This is a genomic window from Streptomyces sp. DH37 (assembly GCF_029813835.1).
Classification (GTDB): Bacteria; Actinomycetota; Actinomycetes; order Streptomycetales; family Streptomycetaceae; genus Streptomyces.
This window is the reverse complement of the sequence record NZ_JARVKV010000029.1, coordinates 48,557-66,901: the sequence shown is the minus strand read 5'-3', so window position 1 is coordinate 66,901 and position 18,345 is coordinate 48,557. Positions and strand designations below refer to the sequence as shown.

Below are 18,345 nucleotides of genomic sequence, written 5' to 3'. Positions count from 1 at the left end.
GAAGCAATTCGAGTTCCCATAGACACATACACTCCTGTGAGTGATCGGAGCAGGTCACCCAGCTCGTCACCCGCCGGCGGGCCCGGGCACGAAAGAACCCGCCCGCCCGCGACGGGGGACGCGGACGGGCGGGAGGAGGCGGGCCGGTGCGGTTACCCGGCCTGGGGGACGATGAAGCCGCGCCCGGCTGACCTGACGGCGTGGCTCCCGGGCTTGGGGCGGATCGCGCGGAGCGCCGCGGCGGTGATGTCCCGGCGGCCGGGGCCGCCCCGGTCGTAGATCTGCCACTGGCCGGCCTCGTCGTCCGGGTCGACGGGAGCGGCGACACCGGGCTGGGCGCACAAGGTCAGCAGCTGCTCGACATGACGGGCTTCGTCTCGGGTCATGGCGCCAGCCTAGGACGCGGGCACCGGGCCGGCAGGCCACTCGGGCTTCGGCATCGGGCGGATCGAGCAGCTCGGCGCGTGCTGGCAGTTCGCGGCCACCTGGACGAGGACGGCCTCCGTGGGGTGGCCCCACAGCTCCGGGTCCGGCACGTAGCCGCACGCGCGGATCCGCTCGCGGGTCCGGTCCAGGACCTTGGGGTCGTAGTGGGTGGGGTCCCAGCCGGGGAAGTGGTGGATGAAGCCTCCGCCGAGCCGGTCGCACAGCTCCGCGTACAGGGCGGTGTGCACGATCAGAGCATGCCAGCCCTCGTCGACCACGCGGGACGGCGCCAGGCCGACGCCCGGGGTGTTGGCGCAGGCGGCGACGAAGGCCAGCGCCTCGGTGACGATCCGGCCGGCCATCTCCTCGTCCATGCCCTCGTTGCCGTCCAGGACGGTACGGCGGACACGGGCGAACTCGTCCTCGGTGAGCAGGTCCCGCGGGGAGCTGGGCGGGGCTTCGACTGCGGTTGCGCTCATGGGCCCTCCAAGTGGCTCGTGAGTGGATGGGGTGGGCCGCCCGGCCCGCGCAGGGAGAAGTGGAAGCGCGGGCCGGGCGGAGAGCGGGGTTCGGGGCCGCGCTCGCGTACGGGTTGCGCGGCGCGGCCCCGGCGGGGGTGTCTTCCCAGGCGGCCCGGCGAGGAGTGGGCCTCACCCCCGCGGCCGCCGCAGGGCTCCCGGTGCGCGGTCAGCAGCGCGCGCCGGGCTGCGGCGGGGCTTGGGGTCAGGAGCAGTCCTGCTCGGGCGGCTCGTCGGTGTCGACTCTCGGCATGAGACCTCTTCCGTGATCGGTGCCCTGGTGTGGGGCGGTGGGGGTGCGACCCTGGCCCTGCGGTCGCCTGGGAGGGGGGATTCAGGTGCGGCGGTAGCTGCGCCGGACCTCGATGGGCCGGTCCTCGCCGAGGACGTAGCGGTTGCCGTCCTCGAACTCCAGAGCCACACGGCGGTTCTGGAGGCGCCGGATGTTGCGGACCGTGTGGTCGTTGCCGCCGACGGCGATCACGTCGCCTGTGCGGACTTCCTGGCCGGTGACGGTGATGACCTGGGCCCTGATCGGCATGGGGTGGTGCGCGTCCTTTCTGGTGGTGCGCCCCGGCCCCGGCCGGCCCCGGCGGAGGCCGCCGCACCGACCGTCGGGACCGAGGTGTGAGGGGGGTGGGGCCGCGCCTGGGGGATGCAGACGACGCGGCCCCTGGCCGCCGGCGTGGTGTCGTCTCCGGGGACGGATCCCGGAGCACGCCGACCGGCCGCCCGGTCCTGAACGTCCTGGCGCCCAGGACCGGGAGATCGGATGCCGCTCAGGGGCTGGCGGCGATGAAGGCCGGCACGAGCAGCCCAGCGACGACGAGGAGGATGCACACGCACGTCAGCAGCTGCCTCACCGCTGCTGCTCCTCGCGGGCGGTGGGGGCGCCCGGGGCCTGGTGCGGCGGCCGGTCGGTTTCCCCTATGAAGACCCGGGGGCCGAAGTACCTGCGGCGCATGGCCTCCAGCTCCGTCGAGTCCTGCGGGGCGGGGGTCACCGGTAGCTCACCGTCTGGAGGTGCCACACCAGGGCGCTCGCCGACCGCGCCAGGGTGCGGGCGTGGTCGAGTGCGGAGACCTTGGGACGCGGGGTCAGCGCCTCGCGGGCGATGCCGAGAGCGGCCGTGGCGAGCCTGCGGTCCTGGTCCTCGGAGTCCAGCAGCCACAGCCGCGTCTCGAGGACGGGGACCATCTGCTCCACGTGGCCGGTGAGCTTCTTGATGGCGGCCTCGAGGTCGTCGCCCTGCGGCGGGTTCGCGCGGTCCTGTACGGCGCTGGCGGTCGCGCCGACGTCGCGCGGGTCCACCGGCAGCATCCGGCGGGTGTACCGGGCGAGGTTGGCCACCGAGGTGCCCAGCATCCGCATGTAGACCAGGGACGCCATCGCGCTGGGGTCGTGCGAGACCTCCTTCAGCAGGTCCCGCCCGTACGAGATCGACGACCGGAGCCGCTGCTCCTCCAGCTCGGTGCGCACGGTCCGGACGTACGCCTCGCACATCGGCAGCAGCTCCTTGAGGTAGCCCTTCAGCTCCTCGATGACCTGCTGCACGGTGGCGGGGTCGATCTCGCGCCGGTAGAGCTGGTCGGCCTGGTGGACCGTGGCCTCCAGCCGCAGGTAGTCCACGGGGGTCGGTCTGCACGCTGCCACAGCAGCATCGACGGGTCCGCCCTGTTCAGTCGTCACGGTCACCATGTCCTCCAGTGCTTGCTGTGCGTGCACCGAGTACAACCGGGAGTAGGGTGGGCGGACTACTGGTAGCGAGGTGCCGATGCGTTCATCGGCGTTCATCGCCCCTGTTCGGGAGGGAAAGCCAGATCACGATGAGTACGCGTACGCGCAACGAGGCCCTTGTCGACGCACTTCGCGAGGCACAGCTGAGCTACGACGGGCTCGCTCGGCTGGTGCGGACGGTCTCCGCGGAGTCGGGGGATCCGAGACGGACGAGCCGCGGAGCGGTGGCCGCCTGGGTCAAAGGCACCCCCCCGGAGGGGGCGACCGCGGGCTACATTGCTGAGGCCATCTCACGCCGCCTCAGGCGGCATGTGACCCCAGCCGACCTCGGCTTCACCACCCACAACGAAGAGCAGGCCCCAGCAGCGCAGTTCGGGTGCGCGCTAGGGCCTGATCCTGTGGACATCCTAGCCCGTCTCGGGAGTGCCGACATGGAAAGACGTTCTCTCGTCACATCCGCCGCCTACTCCGTCGCCGCCGCCGCCCTCCCCCTGGGCGCCGTCCAGGACCTGGCCGGGCGCGTAGCCACCGCCCGCCACCGCGGCGTCGCCGGCGCCGCGGAAGTCGCCGCGGTGCAGGACATGACCGCGATGTTCGTCCAGCTCGACGAGCGCCACGGCGGCCAGCACGGACGCTCCGCCGTCGCCCAGTACCTCCGCTCCGACGTCGCCGACCTGTGCAGCGGGAGCTTCCGCACCCCGCGCGACCGCCAGGCGATGCTGCTCGCCGCCGCCTCCCTGGCCTACCTGCTGGCCTGGAAGGCGTTCGACGCCGGGGAGCACGGCCTGTGCCAGCGGTACTACCTCCAGTGCTACCAGCTCACCCGCGCCGCCGAGTCCGAGCCGCACCAGGCGTTCATCCTGCGGGGCATGGCCCATCACGGCCTGGACACCGGCCACCCCGACCACTGCGTCGACCTGGCCGACGCCGCCCTGGCCCGGGCCCGCGGCCACGTGGACCCGGCGACCGAAGCCCTCATGATGATCTGCCGGGCCCGGACCCTGGCCGCCGACGGCCGCGCCACCGAGGCGGTCACCGAGGCCGACCGCGCAGCCGAACTGGCGATGAGAGCCGACGACGCCGAGCGGGTGCCGCACTGGTCCGCGCTGTGGGGCCCGTCCCAGGCGACGATCGCCTCCCACACCGCCCGCATCCACATCACGCTGCGGGACTACAGCTCGGCCGAGCGGTACTACGCCCGCGCCGCCCGCACCTACGGCCGCAGCACCGAGCACGCCAGGGTGGCCGGCCTGGTGAAGTTCGACCTCGGCCGCGTCCAGCTCCGTCAGGGTCACGTCGAGCGGGCCTGCGCCACCTGGAGCGAGGCCCTGGACGTCCTCCAGGGCGTACGGTCCCAGCGCGCCACCAAGGCCGTCACCGGAGTCCGCAAGCAGCTACGCATGTTCGCCGGCCGCGGAGTGCGCGCGGCCGCCGACCTCGACGAGCGCGCCCGGTCCTGGCAGCTCACCCACCGCTGACCGGCTACCGTGCGGCCATGACCGATCAGCACTCTCCCACCGGCCCGGCCGCAGCCGTCCTCGCCGCCCTGGACAACCTCAAGGCCGAGCTCGAGCACCACCAGGGCGGCGAGGGGTTCGTCACCGGCGCCCGGCAGGCCGCCGGCCAGGTCGAGAACCTGTGGCAGTTGGCCCGCATCCGCGCCACCGGCGACGTCTCCGGCCTGCTGCGCACCGAGGCGGACGCGGAGACGGCCGGCCGGCTGTTCGCCGAGGAGCTGCCGGATCTCCTGCACACCGCCGAGGAGGACGCCCGCTACCAGGAGGGAGACGCCCCGGAGGAGGTACCGCCTCCGGCCGTGGGCGACGGCATCCTCTACGGGGTCTCCGTCATCCGTCGCGCCCTGCACCTGCACGAGTAGAGCGACTCGGGCCACGTCACCGTTCGGTCACGTGGCCCGCACATCGGCCGTACGGCCTGTCCCCCCGCTGGTACGGTCAGCCAGCAATCGAACACACTGCGTCCTGTGGGGGGACCATGCGCACCACTGCCACCACGATCGCCGCGCTCGCCGCCGTCTGCGCGCTCACGCTCACCGCCTGCGGCTCCGACAGCTCCGACGGCGCCAAGGCACCCGCGGCCAAGAGCCAGAAGCAGCAGGACGGCCAGGAGGAAGCCGTCGACTGCGCGGACACCAACCTCAGTCAGGACGACTGGACGAAGCACTGCGCCGACGACGCCGGCAGCGAGGAGGCCCCCGCCACCGAGCTGACGTTCGGGCAGACCTTCACCTACGACGACGGGCTGAAGGTGACCGTGGACAGCGCCAAGACGGTCACCGACTTCGACGAGTACGACGACCGGCCCGACGCCGACGAGAGGCTGTTCCGCGTCAACGTCACCGTCGACAACGACTCCAAGAAGCCCGTCGACCTGGACACCATCGGCGTGCTGGTGACCGGCGCGACCAACGGCGGAGACGCCGAGATCGCGTACGTGTCCAAGGGCTCGAAGGAGATGACCGGCCGCCTGGCGCCGGGGGTGAAGGACACCAAGAACTCCGACTGGGCCCTGGCCAAGGAGTACGGGTCGCAGGTGCTGGTGACCGTGACGCGGATGAGCGAGGACGTCGACCTCTTCGCCCAGGACCCGGAGTGGACCGGCCCGATCCGCTGACGGGCCCCGTCCGAACACGAAGACGCCCCCCTGCCCGGTTCACGGGCAGGGGGGCTCTCGTTGGGAGGCGGCCCCGAGGGGGCCCGTCAGCGGGTACGACGAAGCGGCCCCCGCCCCGGGAAGAGGGCGGGGGCCGCTGCACGACGTGGAGGGTGGCATTCAACAACTGGGGGTTGGTGAATGCCGAAGAGGCTACTCCGCTGATGGTCGCTCGTCACGACCTCCGTCACATCTACTTCTTCGGCCCGGACTCCGACCCCCCGGGCGCGGGCTTGCCCCGGCGGATCCACTGCACGACCGCGCCCACCGTCGCGGTGTCCAGCTCGGCGAGCGCGGCCACCGCCGCCTCCTCGCGCGCCGCCACCGGCACCTCGGCCTCGGCCAAGGCGTCCAGCAGCATCTTCTCGTGGGTGCCTCGCTGTGCGGCTCCGCGCGGCGGCCGGGCAGGCTCCCGCGAGGCCGGCTCTTCCGGACGCTTCGCATGGCCGACCTGGATCAGGGTCTCCAGGTCCGCGTCGGGAGGCGCCGCCTCGCCGTGTTCTGCGCGTAGACGCTGGGGCATCGTCCTTTTCCTTCCTGGGGCCGGCTTCTCAGGTCGGCCAGGGGTACTGCCGGCGTGTGGGGTCCAGCGCGGCCAGGCCCGGCGTGCTGCTGGGCTGCGGCTCAGGGCTGGGGGTGGGGGACTGCTGCGGAGCGCAGGTGTAGTGCGTGGAGCCCTCGGCATCCGGGGTGCACCGGTAGGTGGTGCCGTTGTGGGTGAACGTCCAGACGCTCGGCGGCGGTCCCTGCTCACCGCGTGGCCCGGGCGGTCCCTGCTCACCGCGCGGCCCGGGCGGCCCGGAGGGCCCCTGTTCGCCGCGTGGCCCGGGCGGGCCGGCGGCTCCCGGCGCACCGTCCTTGCCGTCCTGGCCCGGTGTCCCGTCTTCACCGTCCCGGCCTGGCGCACCGGTGGGCCCGGGGTGGCCCGGCGTACCGTCTCCGCCGTCCTCCCCGGGCGGACCGGTGGGGCCCGGCGGCCCGGGCGGGCCGGACGGTCCCCGCTCGCCGCGCGGCCCGGGCGGGCCGGTCACCGGGATGGCTGCCCGCTCGGGCAGGTCCTCCACGGCCTCGGCCGGGTCCGGGACGACCGGTGTGCCGCCCTGCCCGGTCACCTGGGCGCGCAGCGTCCGCACGTCCGCCGCCAGCGTCCGCACCGCCTCGCCGCGCAGCGTGGCCTCAGCCGCGAGCTGGGCGGCGCGCTGTTCCTCGGCGTCGATGCGTAGCCAGACCAGCAGTACGGCGCCGGACAGCACCAGCAGTACGGAGGCCGCGGCCAGAGTCCGCCACCGCTGCGCCAGGGCAGCCTGGGTACGGGTCACATCGGCTGCCCTCCGAGTTCGGCGATGCGCTGCCGCAGAGTCGTGATCTCGTTGTTGAGTCCGGCTATCTGAGCCTGTAGCTCAGCCTTGTTCGCGCGCTCCAGGGAGAGTTCGGCGTACGCGGCGGCGAGCAGCCGCTCGTTCTCCGTCAGCTTCGACTGGAGCCTGTCTCTCTCCTCTTGGAGGTTGTTCACCAGCGTGTCGTAGCCGGTGAGGATCGCCCCGGACCGGGCGGAGAGGTTCGCGCCCCGCTGTCCGATGAGCGCCGCGCCGGCCGCTGCGAGCCCGACGACGATGGTTCCGACCGCGCCGAGCGTCGCAGCGTCCATAGGGCACCCCCACGGCTGAGGCCGATCCCGTCAGGGGTCGGCCGGTTCACGTACGGTCGTCGGGCGCCGCTCTGCCCGGTGCGGCTGGCCGCTCAGCGGCCACGGGAAGCTGCTGCAACTGGCTGGTCAGATGTTCCTCGTCGACCTTGAAGCGGAGCAGCACCGTGCCGATGGTGTCCTCCACGTACTTCGGTGGCCGGGCCCACCCGAGGAAGACCCCGGCCGCCATCCGCAGCGGCTCCCAGCCGATCCGGTCCGCCACCGCCTCCAGCAGCCGGAAGAGGAGGTAGTAGGCGAGCATCAGGCCCGCGCCGACGGCCAGCGTCGCCATCTCACCGTCGATCTCGAGGCCGGCCCGGGCGGCGAGGGTGAGCAGGAACCCGGCGAGGATCGGCGTCAGCGATCGCATCACCGAGACGAACAGGTTGCTCTGCATGATCAGCCCTTCCAGACCTGGAGCTTCAGCTCGGCGCGCTCGAGCTGGACTGGCTCGGTGCCGTACTGGCACGCCATGAGCCGCAGCTTGGTGCCCTTCCCGATGCGGCCGGTGACCGGCATCACCAGCGTGGTCGTGCCGCCCGTCGCGGGCGCCTCGTCCCACGGCAGATCGGAGCGGTCGCCGTCGGCCCGGTCCAGCTGGATGCGGGCCTGGAGTTCGGCGCCGGCCGGCAGCTCGGCCACCCGCAGCCGCAGGTCCCCCGCGTACGACGCGGGCCCGGCCAGCACGATCTGGCTGCCCTTGGCGTGGACGTCGCCGGTGTCGGACCACTCGGTGTCCCACGGCAGCGGCACCCACCGCCCGGGCGGCAGCGCCAGCCCCTTGGTCTGGCCGATGCTCAGGTACTCGGGCATCTCGTCCTCCGTCTCTCCGGCCGCGGGCGCGGCCGCCGTCTCGCCTCGGGTCCAGCCGGGCGCGTGGTCCAGGCGCTCGGCGATCCGCTCGCGCATCCAGTGCATGGAGAAGCCGCGGGGGTCGACCTTGCCGGGCTGCCACTCCAGGTGCCCGATGACGGACCGCTCGGTCCAGCCGTGGTGGCGGCACAGCGCCGCCGACGCGCGCTCGATCGCGTCGAGCTGGGCGGCGGGCCAGGGGTCGCGGCCGTCGCCGAGGTTCTCGCACTCGAAGCCGTAGAAGTGCCGGTTGCCGTCGGTGTCCATCGCGTTGTCCGGCGGCAGGGGCGCCTCGTTGATGACGGCGCGCAGCACGTCGCCGTCCCCGGCGCCAGCGTGGTTGGTGCGGCCGTGGCCGATCAGGTGCACCGTGCCGTCTTTGGTGATCACGCCGTGGCACAGCGGGCCGGGCAGGGTGCTGTAGCCGCGGCGGCAGAGCTCCACGCTGTGGGCTGCTCCGGAGGTCACGGTGTGGTGGATGGCCACGCCGTGGACCGGGCCCCACGCGCCCACGTGGTTGCGGTTGTGGGTGCGCCAGTTCCCGACTTCCACCACGCGCAGGCCCTCGCGGCGCAGCGCGGCGACCAGGGCGGACGCGCCGATGGGTGTGGCCATGGCTCAGCCTCCCACCGTGTGGCGCCTGCGCAGGACGGTGGTGGCCGCGGCCGACCATGCACGCTGGATCGTCTCGCCCAGCTCGGCCCAGTCGGGCATGGGCCGGCCGTCCCAGGTGCGGCTGCCGGTGGCCTCGCCGTACGCCGTGTACGCCGCGCGGGCCAAGGCCTCGGTATCGCTCGGGTCCGGCGCCGGTGCGGCCGGGGTGCGGGTCGGCCAGGCCCAGGTGCCCGGCTCGCTGCCCTGGTGGCGCGACGGCGCCCACAGGTCGTCGTTGCCGTCCAGGAGCACGCGCAGGTTCACCGAGTCGTCGTCCCAGGTGCGGACGACGCTGGCGGGGAAGACGTCCCCTGGGCTGACGGGGTTGCCGACCAGCTTGTTGCCGGGGTGGTCGCGTCGGCGGTCGATCAGGTCGGCGTCCTCCTGGCTGAGGCGGTAGAGGACGATGCGGCCGATGCTCGGCTGCTGCATGGCATCTCCTTCAGGACGCGGGCGGGGTCGGGGTGATGGCCTGGTGGTACCGGTAGGTGCGGCTCGCGCTGCTCAGCGTGAAGTCGGGCGAGCTGTCGATGAGGTCGACGAACTTCTGCATGACGGCCTCGGCCTCGGCCGCGGAGATGTCGGCCGTGTCCGGCCGGACGGTGAAGGAGACCGGGTATTCGCCCGCGTGCTCGGTGGCCCGGACCCAGATCTCGTACTGGTGGGTGTGGGGACCGTTCGGTTCTCCGTACGCCATGGGGATCTCCTGGGGTGGGTGTTGTCGGGCAGGGCGGAGCGCTGGGCGGCAGCGTCAGAGGCTGTAGAACACGCCGTTGAAGCCGATCCACGGCGGGCGGGTGTCCGACGAGTTGGTGCCGTAGATCTTCAGGTGGCCGCCAGGCTGGGCGTCCAGCTTCAACGTGATCCGGGTGGAGTCCACGTCCGAGCAGGGGATCGTGACCGTGCGCAGCTTCGTGGGCCGGGAGTTGGTCGGCAGCGGTGCCGCGGTGAACACGCCGGCGTTGGGGATGGACGGGCTGTAGGTGACGGCCAGAGCGCCCTTGAGCTGGATGGACTGCTCACCGAAGAGGTTCAATCTGCGGTACTGGACGGTGCCGTTGGCGTTGCCGTCGTGGGCGAACCCGTCCACGAGGTTGACGGTGGTCCAGGAGGAGGTTGCCGATCCGATGGCCACCCATGCCCCGGCCACGCGGGCGGTCAGCAGCTGCTCGGCTTGCAGGTAGGCCACCTGCCCGTCCACCGGGGCGAGGGCCCCGGTGAGGGTGGCGTCGCGCTCGGCGGCGTCCGCGTAGGACAGCACCGACCGTCGCAGGATGGCGTTGACGATGTTCTTCGCCAGCGTCTCGGCGTTCGGCGCGTCCGTCAGGGCCGCGATGTTGACGCCCTGGCCGTAGTCGTCTGTGGTGGGCACAGTGCCTCCTCGGGGATGGGGTGGGACAAGGGACGGGAGCGCCGGAGGATCAGAGCAGCAGGTAGCTGGCGCTGAGCCTGATCGTGCGCGGCGACTGGATCGTGCCGCCGGGGGACCAGGTGCGCAGCCGGACGATGCCGCTGGACTCGATGTGGGCGCCGCCGTCGGCGAAGCCGTCGCACGCGATCGTCTCCACGAGAGACTCGATGGGCCGCCATCCGGCGGGGATCGTCGCCAGGTGGAGGTCGTTGATGTTCCCGGTCGAGCCTGCGGTGATGGTCTCGCCGGTGCGGGTCACGGCCAGGCGGATGTAGCAGTGAGGGCCGGCCCGCCGCCCGGACCACTCCACGATGCCGAAGTCGGTGCCGGCGACCAGGCCGGTGGTGGTGGTGTCCGCGGAGTCCCTGAGCCTTCCCCAGGCGACCCAGTTCCCGGAGCCGGACCGGGTGATGACGATGAGGTCGCCCACGGCGGGGCTGCCGTAGCTCTCCATGCGGCGGGCCCGGATCGCGCCGCAGTCGACGGTGCCCGTGGTGTTGACGGCGGTCACGGTGGCCAGTTGCCAGTCCGCGCCGCGCACGGCCGGAGTGCTCTGGCCGGCGCGGCGCGCCGTGTTGGCGATGGCGTCCGCCAGCCGGGAGGCGAGGCTGGGCATCTACGCGTCCTCCTTGCCCCCGATGAGCGCCACGTCGAAGGCGCCGCCGGGGCTCAGGTCGATCGTCAGGGACTGGATCTGGTACAGGCTCCGGCGGCCTGAGCCGTGCTTCGCGCGCAGCACATCGCCCGGCTCGAGCAGGGGGTTCGGCAGGCTGGAGATGTCGGCGGTGTAGGCGGCTTTCTTGCCGTCCGCCAGGAGCTTGTTCGCCGCGCCCTGCGCCAGCGAGCTGCTGGTCAGCGTCGGGGAGGAGTGGAACTTGACGACGCGCCCGAACCGGCCGCCGACGTAGGTGGGGCTGGTGGGGTCGTTGTCCTCGGCGTAGCCGGTGACGGGCGGGGTGCCTTCCTCAGTGTTCTCCCCGCGGGCGAGGACCGCGTTCCACAGCCCGGCGCGGGACCACCCCCGGGTGACGCTGATGAGCGCCCCGCCCTCCCCGGCGGCGACCTCCCACGCCACCGGCGCGGTCAGCAGGTCCGGCAGCGGCTCCACGCGGAAGATCCCGTCGACGTCCGCGAAAACGTCCGCGCCGACGGCGGTGGCGATCTCCTGGACCGCCGTCCACTTCTCGGTCTCCACGTCCCAGGTCCGCGCGCCCAGCGCGGTGTCCGGGGCGGTGGCGGTGACGATCGCGTCCGGCAGCACCCCTTGCACCAGGGCGCGGATGGAGGTGACCGCCGCGGTGGCGCCGCGCGTGCTGTAGGGCTCGGTGAACTTGTCGTCGACGAGGAAGCTCTCGAGCCCGCTGGCGGTGAGGGTCACCGGTCCGATGTCCGGGTCCCCCTCCAGGCCGTCCAGACGGCCGGTGAAGATCGGCACCAGCTCCGGCCGGTCCCATCCCGGATGGTGGATGCCGGACAGCACCCGCACCCGGCACCCGGCGATGTCCAAGAACTCCTGCGCGGTGTACGGCAGCCAGGCCGGGTCCGCCAGGTCGATGCGGGCGGTACGCCGCACCGCCTGGCCGCGGTCGGCGGTCACCTGGCCGCCGGTGTGCGGCAGCACGTCCACCTTCCCGCTGGGCCAGTGCAGCTCGACCCGGGAGGCGAGGACGTGGCTGTGGGTGAGGGCCTTCAGGAACGTGGCCGAGGGTGCCGGGTACACAGCCTCACTCCTCGCTGATGGGCCGGCCGAGGAGGACGTCCTCCCATGTGGCGTACCGGTCCAGGACCTCCTGCCACGAGGTGTTCTCCGAGAGGACGTCCTGCCACGAGCGGCCGGCGGTGCCGGCCACGCCGACCGCGGCGGGCATGTCGACCTCGGTCAGCGGCAGGTCCCACAGCCGGTAGGTGTCGCGAGCGTCGGCGATGCGGCGGGCCTCGGTCACCTCGCCGACGGCCACGTACATGTCGGCCACGCCGTGCCCGGGCGCGGCCTGCCACAGCAGCGTGTTGCCGGAGTCGAGGATCCAGTGCAGCGCCTCGCGCTGCTCGTCGTCCTCGGTCCACACGCTCAGCGTGCCGCGCAGCCCCGCGCGGACCTCGGAGTGGACGACCGGGTTGCGGCGGCCGCGGATCCGGTACTCGCCGGTCTCGATGCTCCGGGCCCAGTCCGGCGGCTTGTGCGCCCGCAGCCGGATGTTGCGGTGCGGCATCCCCGGGTCCTTCAGCCAGATCAGGTTGCCGTCGCCCGGGTTGATCGTGGCCGTGTCGGTGGTGCGGCCTCCCGCGTAGGCGCCCGTGGAGGCGTTGACGAACTCCACGTAGTAGCTGACCGGCCGCCCGAGCGGCGCTTCGTAGTCCTCCACGATCATCATGTCGGAGGAGACCGCGACGTCTTGCATCAGCCCGTCCGGGCCGCGTACCAGCGTGCGCAGGCCCGCCTCGTCGACCCGCCAGAGGGTCATCAGCCGGCCGTCGATCAGGTCCCGCAGCGTGAGCGTGATCCGGGCCAGGTCGTCGTCCGCCACGACCTCCGTGGAGGGGAGGACTTCCCGCAGGGTCACCTTGTCGACCCACGCGGTGGAGCTCGCGGCCGTGGCCGTCAGATGCAGGTCGATCCGGGCGGAAGCGGTCCCGGGCGGCGGAGTCATGTCGTCGAAGAACGTCCACCAGGCGCCGTCGGTGGGCAGGGCGAGAGCACCGGTGAGACCGTCGGTGCCGATCTCCGTCCCGCCGCTGTCCAGCCAGCGGGCCCCGATGTCGACGGTCCAGCCGCCGGCCACGTGCTTGATGCTGAACTCCGGCCGCCACGACACCCCGGGGGTCACCGGGTAGGCGCCCGAGCGCACCACTGTGGCGCCCGTCGAGGCCGCCGACACCAGCATGGCGTAGGAGCCGTGCATCATCTCCGTGGTGGCCCGCCACGGGGAGGTGCGGGCGAGCGTGCCCGTGCCCGAGGCGACCGCCCAGGACCCGACCCCGGCCTCGAACGTGGAGTCCTCGTACGGCACCACGCTGCCGGCGCGTAGCTTGGGCGCCACGGCGATGACCACGCCCTCGACCCACAGCTGCTGACCGGCCGTCGCGGCGGTCAGGCCGGTGGCGATCTCGCAGGTCTCGGTACCGGCCGGGGCGGTGCCGGAGACGTGCTGCCGGTACAGGCCCACCCCGGGCGGCGCCAGGTTCGCGCGCTTGGCCAGCAGCAGCGTGCCGCCGGCGTCGTAGAACCGCAGCTCGACCCACGGCTGCATGCCGCTGCTGCGCGGCCCGAGGTAGCTGTACGCCAGGTACTCCATCCCGGGGGTGGCGGCGACCCGCTGGGTGCAGCGCATCGCCGCGTTGCCGTTCGCGGTCACCGTCATTGCGATCAGGTGGCCGCCGGAGAGGTACCAGTTCACCGGCCAGATCACCATGGGCGCGGTGCGGGCGACGGTCGCGTTGGTCTCCGCCACCCAGCCGCTCGACGACAGCTCACCGCCGGACTCGACGTTGAACGGCAGCAGGTTGCCCTGGGTGCGGATCGGCAGCCCGAAGTAGACGTTCTCCCAGTGGTGGAGAGCACCCGCGGCGGTCTCGTTGGCGGACAGCACGACCCGGGCGGTGGCCGCGTCCGGCGGGGCGGCCCCGGCCACGCTCACCCGGTGCAGGCTGCCGGACGCTGACGCGGTGGTCATCGACCACGTGGTGGAGATCGCCGTCCCGGACTCGTTCAGCCACAGGATGCCGATGCGCTCACCCACCGCCAGGCTGGCGGCGTCAGCGAAGACGTAGTACGTCTCCCCGCCGATCACCGGGTAGGCGGTGACGGTCTCGGCCTGCGTCTCGCCGGCCGCCACCGACTTCACCTCCAGGACGTTGGGCCCGTTGCGGCCGCCCGTCCCGAGATGCAGCGTGCAGTTGAGCTTAGCCCGCCACCCGGAGGTGTTCGGCTCGATGCTCTCGGTCGTGCTCGAGAGGAAGTTGCCCGGGATCGCCACAGGTCACCTCAGCGTGTTCCGGCCGGCGGTCAGGGTGTCGAGCAGCTCACGGCTCCCGGCGGCCGCGCTCTCGTCCGCGATGCCGCGGACCCAGCCACGCACCAGCGGCCCGTCCTCGAGCTGGATCAGTACGGGCTGGCCCGGCGCGATGCCGCCGCGCAGGGCGACGGCGACCGGGGTCGGGGCGACCGCCGGTGCGGGCACAGCGGCGGCCGCGACCCGGGCCGCCGCTGCGGCGACCCGGCCGCGCATGGCGTCGAGCCCGCCTTCCACGCCCTCGCCGGTCTGCTCCGCCAGGCGCCACGTCACCCGCGACGGGCTCTTGATCCGCAGCTTCCGCCGGATGGACTTCACCAGGGAGTCGCCGAGGCTGTTCATCGCCGCCTGGAGCTGCTTCTGCTGCGACGTCAGCCCCGACAGGAACCCCTTGGATGCGTTCCGCCCGGCGTCGAACATGGCGTCCGCCATGGTGTTGCCGTACGACGTCGACAGCTTCGCGCCCGTGGTCGCCAGCTTGTTCAGCTGGCCGATCTCCCACTGCGTCGCGCCGGCCAGCATCTTCGCCATGCCGCTGTCCGGGCCCATCGGCACGAGCTGGCTGATCAGGTCCTGGTTCAGGCCCCTCTTGGACAGGGTGCTGATCTGCCCCTGGAACGCCTTCAGGGTGTTCTGCCGTCCGGTCATCTGCCGTATCAGGCCGGTGACCGAGGTCGCGCCGCTCAGGTTGCTGAGCCCCAGGTAGTCGGCCGCGGTGCCCTTCTGGTCGGCGGCCGCCTCCCGCGCGGCCGTGATCCGGGCCGCCACCGCGTCGCGCTGGGTGGCCAGCGACTGGAGCTTGGCCGAGGCCCGTCCGGTCTGGGTGGCCAGCGTGCGCCCGGCGCCGCCGGCCGCCTTCAGATCAGCGGTCAGCGCGGCGGCGGCCTTGGAGATGTCCGAGGCGCTGCCCTTGAGGGCCTTCAGGAACGCCGACAGGTCCCCGGGGATCTCCTTCCTGGCCTTGGCCCGGGCCCCGGCCGTGCCCTTGGCGAAGCCGCGGGCGAGCCACCCGGCGGACATGCGCATGGACGTGTCGTGGTCGAAGACCTCGGCGGGCCCGCCGAAGCGCACCAGCTCGGGGCCCTCCTCGCCCACCCAGGCGATCTCGCCGCGCCTCGGCCGGCCGCCGCGGGCGTACCCGCCGGTCACGTACGGCTTGGGGTCGACGGCCCGCCCGCCGCGGCGCACCTCCAGGTGCAGGTGCGGGCCGGAGGAGTTGCCGGTGGAGCCGACCCGGCCGATCACCTGGCCCGCCTTCACCACGCCACTGCCCACGAGGATCGCCGACAGGTGCGCGTACAGGGACTGGAGGCCCCGGCCGTGGTCGAGGAGGATGTGCTGACCGTACGGGCCGCCGTTGCGGGTGAAGGCCACCAGGCCGCGGGCGATGGCCCGCACCGGCGTGCCCGTGGGCGCCGGGAAGTCCAGGCCGGTGTGGTACCCGGACGACCACATGCTGCCGCGCGCCCCGAACGGAGTGCCGAACGGCGCGTTGACCGGGCGGCGTCCGCCGGCCCCGCTGCCGAAGGTGTCCTCCGCCGCGCCGACGATCCTCTTCTTCATGGCGCGCAGCAGCGTCGCGGGGAGGCCGGCGATCAGCTTGGCCCACCGGGTGGAGCCGATGGACGCGATGTGGCCCCTGATGAAGCCGATGGCCTTGTCCCACATCCGGCCGGGGTCGGTGAGGAAGTCCCACCCGTCCGTGATCGCCGAGCCGACCTTCCGCGCTCCGCCCTTGAGCCACTCGACCGGGCCGCCGTCGGCGAACCGCTGCACGGGCAGCTCGCCGGTGCGGTTGATGTAGTCGAGCGTGCCGAACCCCACCCGGCGGGCGGAGTCGCGCTTGATGACGAACTCGTCCGCCATCATCAGCGCGGGGATGGAGTCCTTCCCGGGCACGCCTCCGCGGGTGCGGCCGCCGCGGGCGAACTTCACCGTCGGCAGATCCTTCAGGCCAACGACTCCGGCGACGGTGTTCCACACCTTCCGGATGCCACCGTTGTAAACGGTGTCGACCACGAACTGGACGGGGCCCTTGGCCTTCTTCTTCAGTCCCTCCCAGATGCGGCCGATCCCGTCGACGCCCTTCTTGAAGGAGTCGCGGATCGCGGTGACCCCGCGCTTCAGGGTGTCGAAGACGGGCTTGATCCCGTTCCGCCAGACCCAGGCGATCCGGCCCTTGATCCAGTCCAGGGCCGGTTTCACGCCCTTGTTGTAGAGCCAGGTGAAGGCGGCGCCGACCGCCCGCAGCCCGGCCTTCAGGAAGTTGAAGTAGACCTTCACGCCAGCCCACCACAGGCGGAACCCTGCGATGATCAGGTTGATGACCGGCTTGATGGCCTTCTGCCACAGCCACGTGGCGGCCGCGCCAACCGCCCGGAAGGCAGCCTTCACGAAGTTGAAGTAGACCTTCACGCCAGCCCACCACAGGCGGAAGCCCGCGATGATCCAGCCGACGACGGGCTTGATCGCGCTCTTCCACAGCCACATGGCGACCGCACCGACCGCCCGGAAGGCGATCTTCACGAGGTTGAAGTAGACCTTGACCCCGGCCCACCACCACCGGAAACCAGTCACGATCCACCCGATGACCGGCTTGATGACGCTCTTCCACAGCCACGGGAAGACCACCGACAGCACCTTGATGCCGACGACCATCGGGCCGAACACGACCACCGCGGCGACCGCCGCGAGCACCTTCAGCCCGGTCATGATGTAGCCGAGCACCGGCTTGATCCGCGCCCAGAGCGCGACGGCGGCGTCCGCCACCCAGCGCCAGCCGGCCACCAGGCCGTCGATCGCGGGCTTCAGGACCCGCTCCCACGCCCACTTCGCCGCGGTCTGGATGCCCTCCCAGGCGCCCTGAACGATCCGGCGGAAGGTCTCGCTGCGCTTGTAGGCGACGACGATCAGCGCGACCAGGGCGACGATCGCCACGATGATCAAGCCGATGGGGTTCGCGGTCATGACCGCGTTCCAGAGCGTCTGCACCCCGATCGCGATGCGGGTCACCGCCGACCAGGCCAGGATCACCGCGCGGTAGGCGCGGAAGACTCCGGTCACCAGCGCGACAGCGATGGCCTGCGCGTTGACGACCAGCGTGACGCCACCGATGAGGATGCCCAGCGGGATCAGCCACGCGCCCCACTTCTGGAACCAGCGGCCGGTCGCCGCGATGGCGGAGCCGACCCACTGCACAGCCGTGATCAGGCCGCGGATGGTGGGCAGCACCACGACCGTGACCACCGTGCCGAGCGCGTCGGTCAGCTGCCGCTTGAGGATTTCCAGCTCGGTCGCGGTGTTGCCGCGTATGGTGTCGCCGACCCTTTTCGCGGCACCTCCGATTTTCCCCAGCCCATCGGCCGCCGTGTCCAGGTCCATCGAATACAGGGCCCTACCAAGGTCCTCTGCCTGGGTTCCGAAGAGCCCGACAGCGGCGGCCTCCTGCTCGACCGGATCTTTCATGGACCGCAGCCGCTCGATAACGAGGTCCAGCCCCTTGCGGGCCGACTCGCCACCCCGCCCGATCTGCTTCTCCATCTGCTCGGCGCTCAGCCCGAGGGCCTTGTACGCCTCACGCGAGGAGTCGGACATGTCGATGGCCCGGATAGAGAATTCCTTCAGGGCGTCAGCGGCGATATCCGAATCGCGGGCACCATTGGCGATCATCTGGTTGATCAGGCCAAGGGCGGTCTTTCCGTCCAGCCCCAACTTCCTGAATTGAGTGCCGTACTCGTTGAAGGTGTCCAACAAGTCGTCGGCTTTATTCGCGCCGGTCTGGAATCCGCGGGCGAGGATATCCAGGGCCTGAGCGCCGTCCTTCGCCAACCCGGTCTTGATCATCTGCGCGGCGGCGTTCGCCGTGGACGTCAGGTCCTGGTCGAACGTCAGCGCCAGGTCGGCCACCCGCGTGCTGATGGCCTCGATGCTCTTGACGGTCGCGCCCTCCGGGACCAGCCCGGAGGACATGACCGCGCGGACGGTGTTCGCGCCCTCCTCGAAGGAGGTCACGACCGCCTTGGAGTACAGGTCGCCGGCGACCTTGCCGGCCTTCTGCGCTCCCTTGCCCGTCAGGCCGAGCTGGGCGGACAGCCGGTCGGCCATCCGCTCCTTCTCCACCGCCTTGACGGTGGCGGCGGCCAGCGCGGCACCGGCCACCGCGCCGGCCGCCAGCAGCCCGGCCTTGAACTGCTCACGGAACTTCCCGCCGGCCTGCTCGCCCGCCTGGTCGCCGGCCTGCTCGGCGGGCTGGACGACCTGGCGGCGCAGCTCCTCGGAGATGCCGCGCACGCTGGGGATGACCTGGAGAGCGGCGTAGCCGGCGTTCGCCACGGCACACCTCCCCTCTCTCGGGTCTCAGGCGGGTGTGCCGTGGGC

20 protein-coding genes are annotated in these 18,345 nt (G+C 72.2%); 3 read left to right on the top strand and 17 right to left on the bottom strand.

Annotated elements, in window-relative coordinates:
• Nucleotides 1-152 precede the first annotated feature (152 nt).
• The 5 genes from QC029_RS16655 to QC029_RS16635 all read right to left on the bottom strand — a co-directional run bounded on the left by QC029_RS16655 (nucleotide 153) and on the right by QC029_RS16635 (nucleotide 2,597).
• Nucleotides 153-386: a hypothetical protein gene (locus tag QC029_RS16655; protein WP_279556459.1), complete on the bottom strand. Its 234-nt coding sequence runs from the start codon at nucleotides 384-386 to the stop codon at nucleotides 153-155.
• A 9-nt stretch (nucleotides 387-395) separates the two neighbouring features.
• Nucleotides 396-905, bottom strand: a complete 510-nt coding sequence (locus QC029_RS16650) for a hypothetical protein (RefSeq protein ID WP_279556458.1) — start codon at nucleotides 903-905, stop codon at nucleotides 396-398.
• Nucleotides 906-1,278: 373 nt separating this feature from the next.
• On the bottom strand, nucleotides 1,279-1,485 hold the full coding sequence (locus QC029_RS16645; protein WP_279556457.1) for a hypothetical protein: 207 nt from the start codon (nucleotides 1,483-1,485) through the stop codon (nucleotides 1,279-1,281).
• 318 nt (nucleotides 1,486-1,803) lie between these two features.
• The gene (locus QC029_RS16640) at nucleotides 1,804-1,947 is read right to left on the bottom strand and encodes a hypothetical protein (RefSeq protein WP_279556456.1); all 144 of its coding nucleotides are present in this window, start codon (nucleotides 1,945-1,947) and stop codon (nucleotides 1,804-1,806) included.
• Entirely contained in the window at nucleotides 1,944-2,597 is a 654-nt protein-coding gene (locus QC029_RS16635) for a DUF6415 family natural product biosynthesis protein (protein WP_279556455.1), read from the bottom strand. Before QC029_RS16635 ends, QC029_RS16640 begins: the two co-directional genes overlap by 4 nt.
• A 515-nt stretch (nucleotides 2,598-3,112) precedes the next feature.
• Here QC029_RS16635 and QC029_RS16630 point away from each other — a divergent pair.
• The 3 genes from QC029_RS16630 to QC029_RS16620 all read left to right on the top strand — a co-directional run bounded on the left by QC029_RS16630 (nucleotide 3,113) and on the right by QC029_RS16620 (nucleotide 5,315).
• A complete protein-coding gene (locus QC029_RS16630) occupies nucleotides 3,113-4,159 on the top strand; it encodes a tol-pal system YbgF family protein (RefSeq protein WP_279556454.1) in 1,047 nt (348 codons plus the stop codon).
• A 17-nt stretch (nucleotides 4,160-4,176) separates the two neighbouring features.
• Complete coding sequence (locus QC029_RS16625) at nucleotides 4,177-4,560, top strand: hypothetical protein (protein WP_279556453.1); 384 nt, start codon at nucleotides 4,177-4,179, stop codon at nucleotides 4,558-4,560.
• A gap of 116 nt (nucleotides 4,561-4,676) precedes the next feature.
• Nucleotides 4,677-5,315 (top strand): hypothetical protein, encoded by a 639-nt coding sequence (locus QC029_RS16620; protein ID WP_279556452.1) that lies wholly within the window; start codon nucleotides 4,677-4,679, stop codon nucleotides 5,313-5,315.
• 232 nt (nucleotides 5,316-5,547) lie between these two features.
• Here QC029_RS16620 and QC029_RS16615 read toward each other — a convergent pair whose 3' ends face one another.
• From QC029_RS16615 to QC029_RS16560, 12 genes are read right to left on the bottom strand one after another with little or no spacing between them, the layout of a single operon-like run.
• On the bottom strand, nucleotides 5,548-5,877 hold the full coding sequence (locus QC029_RS16615) for a hypothetical protein (protein ID WP_279556451.1): 330 nt from the start codon (nucleotides 5,875-5,877) through the stop codon (nucleotides 5,548-5,550).
• A 28-nt stretch (nucleotides 5,878-5,905) separates the two neighbouring features.
• A complete protein-coding gene (locus QC029_RS16610; protein ID WP_279556450.1) occupies nucleotides 5,906-6,673 on the bottom strand; it encodes a collagen-like protein in 768 nt (255 codons plus the stop codon).
• A complete protein-coding gene (locus QC029_RS16605; RefSeq protein WP_279556449.1) occupies nucleotides 6,670-7,002 on the bottom strand; it encodes a hypothetical protein in 333 nt (110 codons plus the stop codon). The genes QC029_RS16610 and QC029_RS16605 overlap by 4 nt, the downstream gene beginning before the upstream one ends.
• Nucleotides 7,003-7,048: 46 nt before the next feature.
• Nucleotides 7,049-7,438, bottom strand: coding sequence for a hypothetical protein (locus tag QC029_RS16600; protein ID WP_279556448.1), 390 nt, complete (start codon nucleotides 7,436-7,438; stop codon nucleotides 7,049-7,051).
• Between the two features lie 2 nt (nucleotides 7,439-7,440).
• The gene (locus QC029_RS16595) at nucleotides 7,441-8,508 is read right to left on the bottom strand and encodes an N-acetylmuramoyl-L-alanine amidase (RefSeq protein WP_279556447.1); all 1,068 of its coding nucleotides are present in this window, start codon (nucleotides 8,506-8,508) and stop codon (nucleotides 7,441-7,443) included.
• A 3-nt stretch (nucleotides 8,509-8,511) separates the two neighbouring features.
• Nucleotides 8,512-8,979 carry a hypothetical protein gene (locus QC029_RS16590; RefSeq protein WP_279556446.1) on the bottom strand — a complete coding sequence of 156 codons (468 nt, stop codon included), beginning with the start codon at nucleotides 8,977-8,979 and terminating at the stop codon, nucleotides 8,512-8,514.
• A gap of 10 nt (nucleotides 8,980-8,989) precedes the next feature.
• Complete coding sequence (locus QC029_RS16585) at nucleotides 8,990-9,244, bottom strand: hypothetical protein (protein WP_279556445.1); 255 nt, start codon at nucleotides 9,242-9,244, stop codon at nucleotides 8,990-8,992.
• A gap of 54 nt (nucleotides 9,245-9,298) precedes the next feature.
• A complete protein-coding gene (locus tag QC029_RS16580; RefSeq protein WP_279556444.1) occupies nucleotides 9,299-9,919 on the bottom strand; it encodes a hypothetical protein in 621 nt (206 codons plus the stop codon).
• Nucleotides 9,920-9,968: 49 nt separating this feature from the next.
• Nucleotides 9,969-10,574, bottom strand: coding sequence for a hypothetical protein (locus QC029_RS16575; RefSeq protein ID WP_279556443.1), 606 nt, complete (start codon nucleotides 10,572-10,574; stop codon nucleotides 9,969-9,971).
• Nucleotides 10,575-11,678 carry a DUF5047 domain-containing protein gene (locus QC029_RS16570; protein WP_279556442.1) on the bottom strand — a complete coding sequence of 368 codons (1,104 nt, stop codon included), beginning with the start codon at nucleotides 11,676-11,678 and terminating at the stop codon, nucleotides 10,575-10,577.
• A 4-nt stretch (nucleotides 11,679-11,682) separates the two neighbouring features.
• Complete coding sequence (locus tag QC029_RS16565; RefSeq protein ID WP_279556441.1) at nucleotides 11,683-13,932, bottom strand: hypothetical protein; 2,250 nt, start codon at nucleotides 13,930-13,932, stop codon at nucleotides 11,683-11,685.
• A gap of 3 nt (nucleotides 13,933-13,935) precedes the next feature.
• Nucleotides 13,936-18,300: a peptidoglycan DD-metalloendopeptidase family protein gene (locus QC029_RS16560; protein WP_279556440.1), complete on the bottom strand. Its 4,365-nt coding sequence runs from the start codon at nucleotides 18,298-18,300 to the stop codon at nucleotides 13,936-13,938.
• Nucleotides 18,301-18,345: the final 45 nt, after the last annotated feature.

Coding starts and splice junctions, on each gene's coding strand:
- QC029_RS16595 (WP_279556447.1), bottom strand. CDS start 8,508: ATGGCCACACCCATCGGCGCGTCCGCCCTGGTCGCCGCGCTGCGCCGC.
- QC029_RS16605 (WP_279556449.1), bottom strand. CDS start 7,002: ATGGACGCTGCGACGCTCGGCGCGGTCGGAACCATCGTCGTCGGGCTC.
- QC029_RS16630 (WP_279556454.1), top strand. CDS start 3,113: ATGGAAAGACGTTCTCTCGTCACATCCGCCGCCTACTCCGTCGCCGCC.
- QC029_RS16590 (WP_279556446.1), bottom strand. CDS start 8,979: ATGCAGCAGCCGAGCATCGGCCGCATCGTCCTCTACCGCCTCAGCCAG.
- QC029_RS16625 (WP_279556453.1), top strand. CDS start 4,177: ATGACCGATCAGCACTCTCCCACCGGCCCGGCCGCAGCCGTCCTCGCC.
- QC029_RS16585 (WP_279556445.1), bottom strand. CDS start 9,244: ATGGCGTACGGAGAACCGAACGGTCCCCACACCCACCAGTACGAGATC.
- QC029_RS16600 (WP_279556448.1), bottom strand. CDS start 7,438: ATGCAGAGCAACCTGTTCGTCTCGGTGATGCGATCGCTGACGCCGATC.
- QC029_RS16615 (WP_279556451.1), bottom strand. CDS start 5,877: ATGCCCCAGCGTCTACGCGCAGAACACGGCGAGGCGGCGCCTCCCGAC.
- QC029_RS16575 (WP_279556443.1), bottom strand. CDS start 10,574: ATGCCCAGCCTCGCCTCCCGGCTGGCGGACGCCATCGCCAACACGGCG.
- QC029_RS16655 (WP_279556459.1), bottom strand. CDS start 386: ATGACCCGAGACGAAGCCCGTCATGTCGAGCAGCTGCTGACCTTGTGC.
- QC029_RS16650 (WP_279556458.1), bottom strand. CDS start 905: ATGAGCGCAACCGCAGTCGAAGCCCCGCCCAGCTCCCCGCGGGACCTG.
- QC029_RS16620 (WP_279556452.1), top strand. CDS start 4,677: ATGCGCACCACTGCCACCACGATCGCCGCGCTCGCCGCCGTCTGCGCG.
- QC029_RS16645 (WP_279556457.1), bottom strand. CDS start 1,485: ATGCCGATCAGGGCCCAGGTCATCACCGTCACCGGCCAGGAAGTCCGC.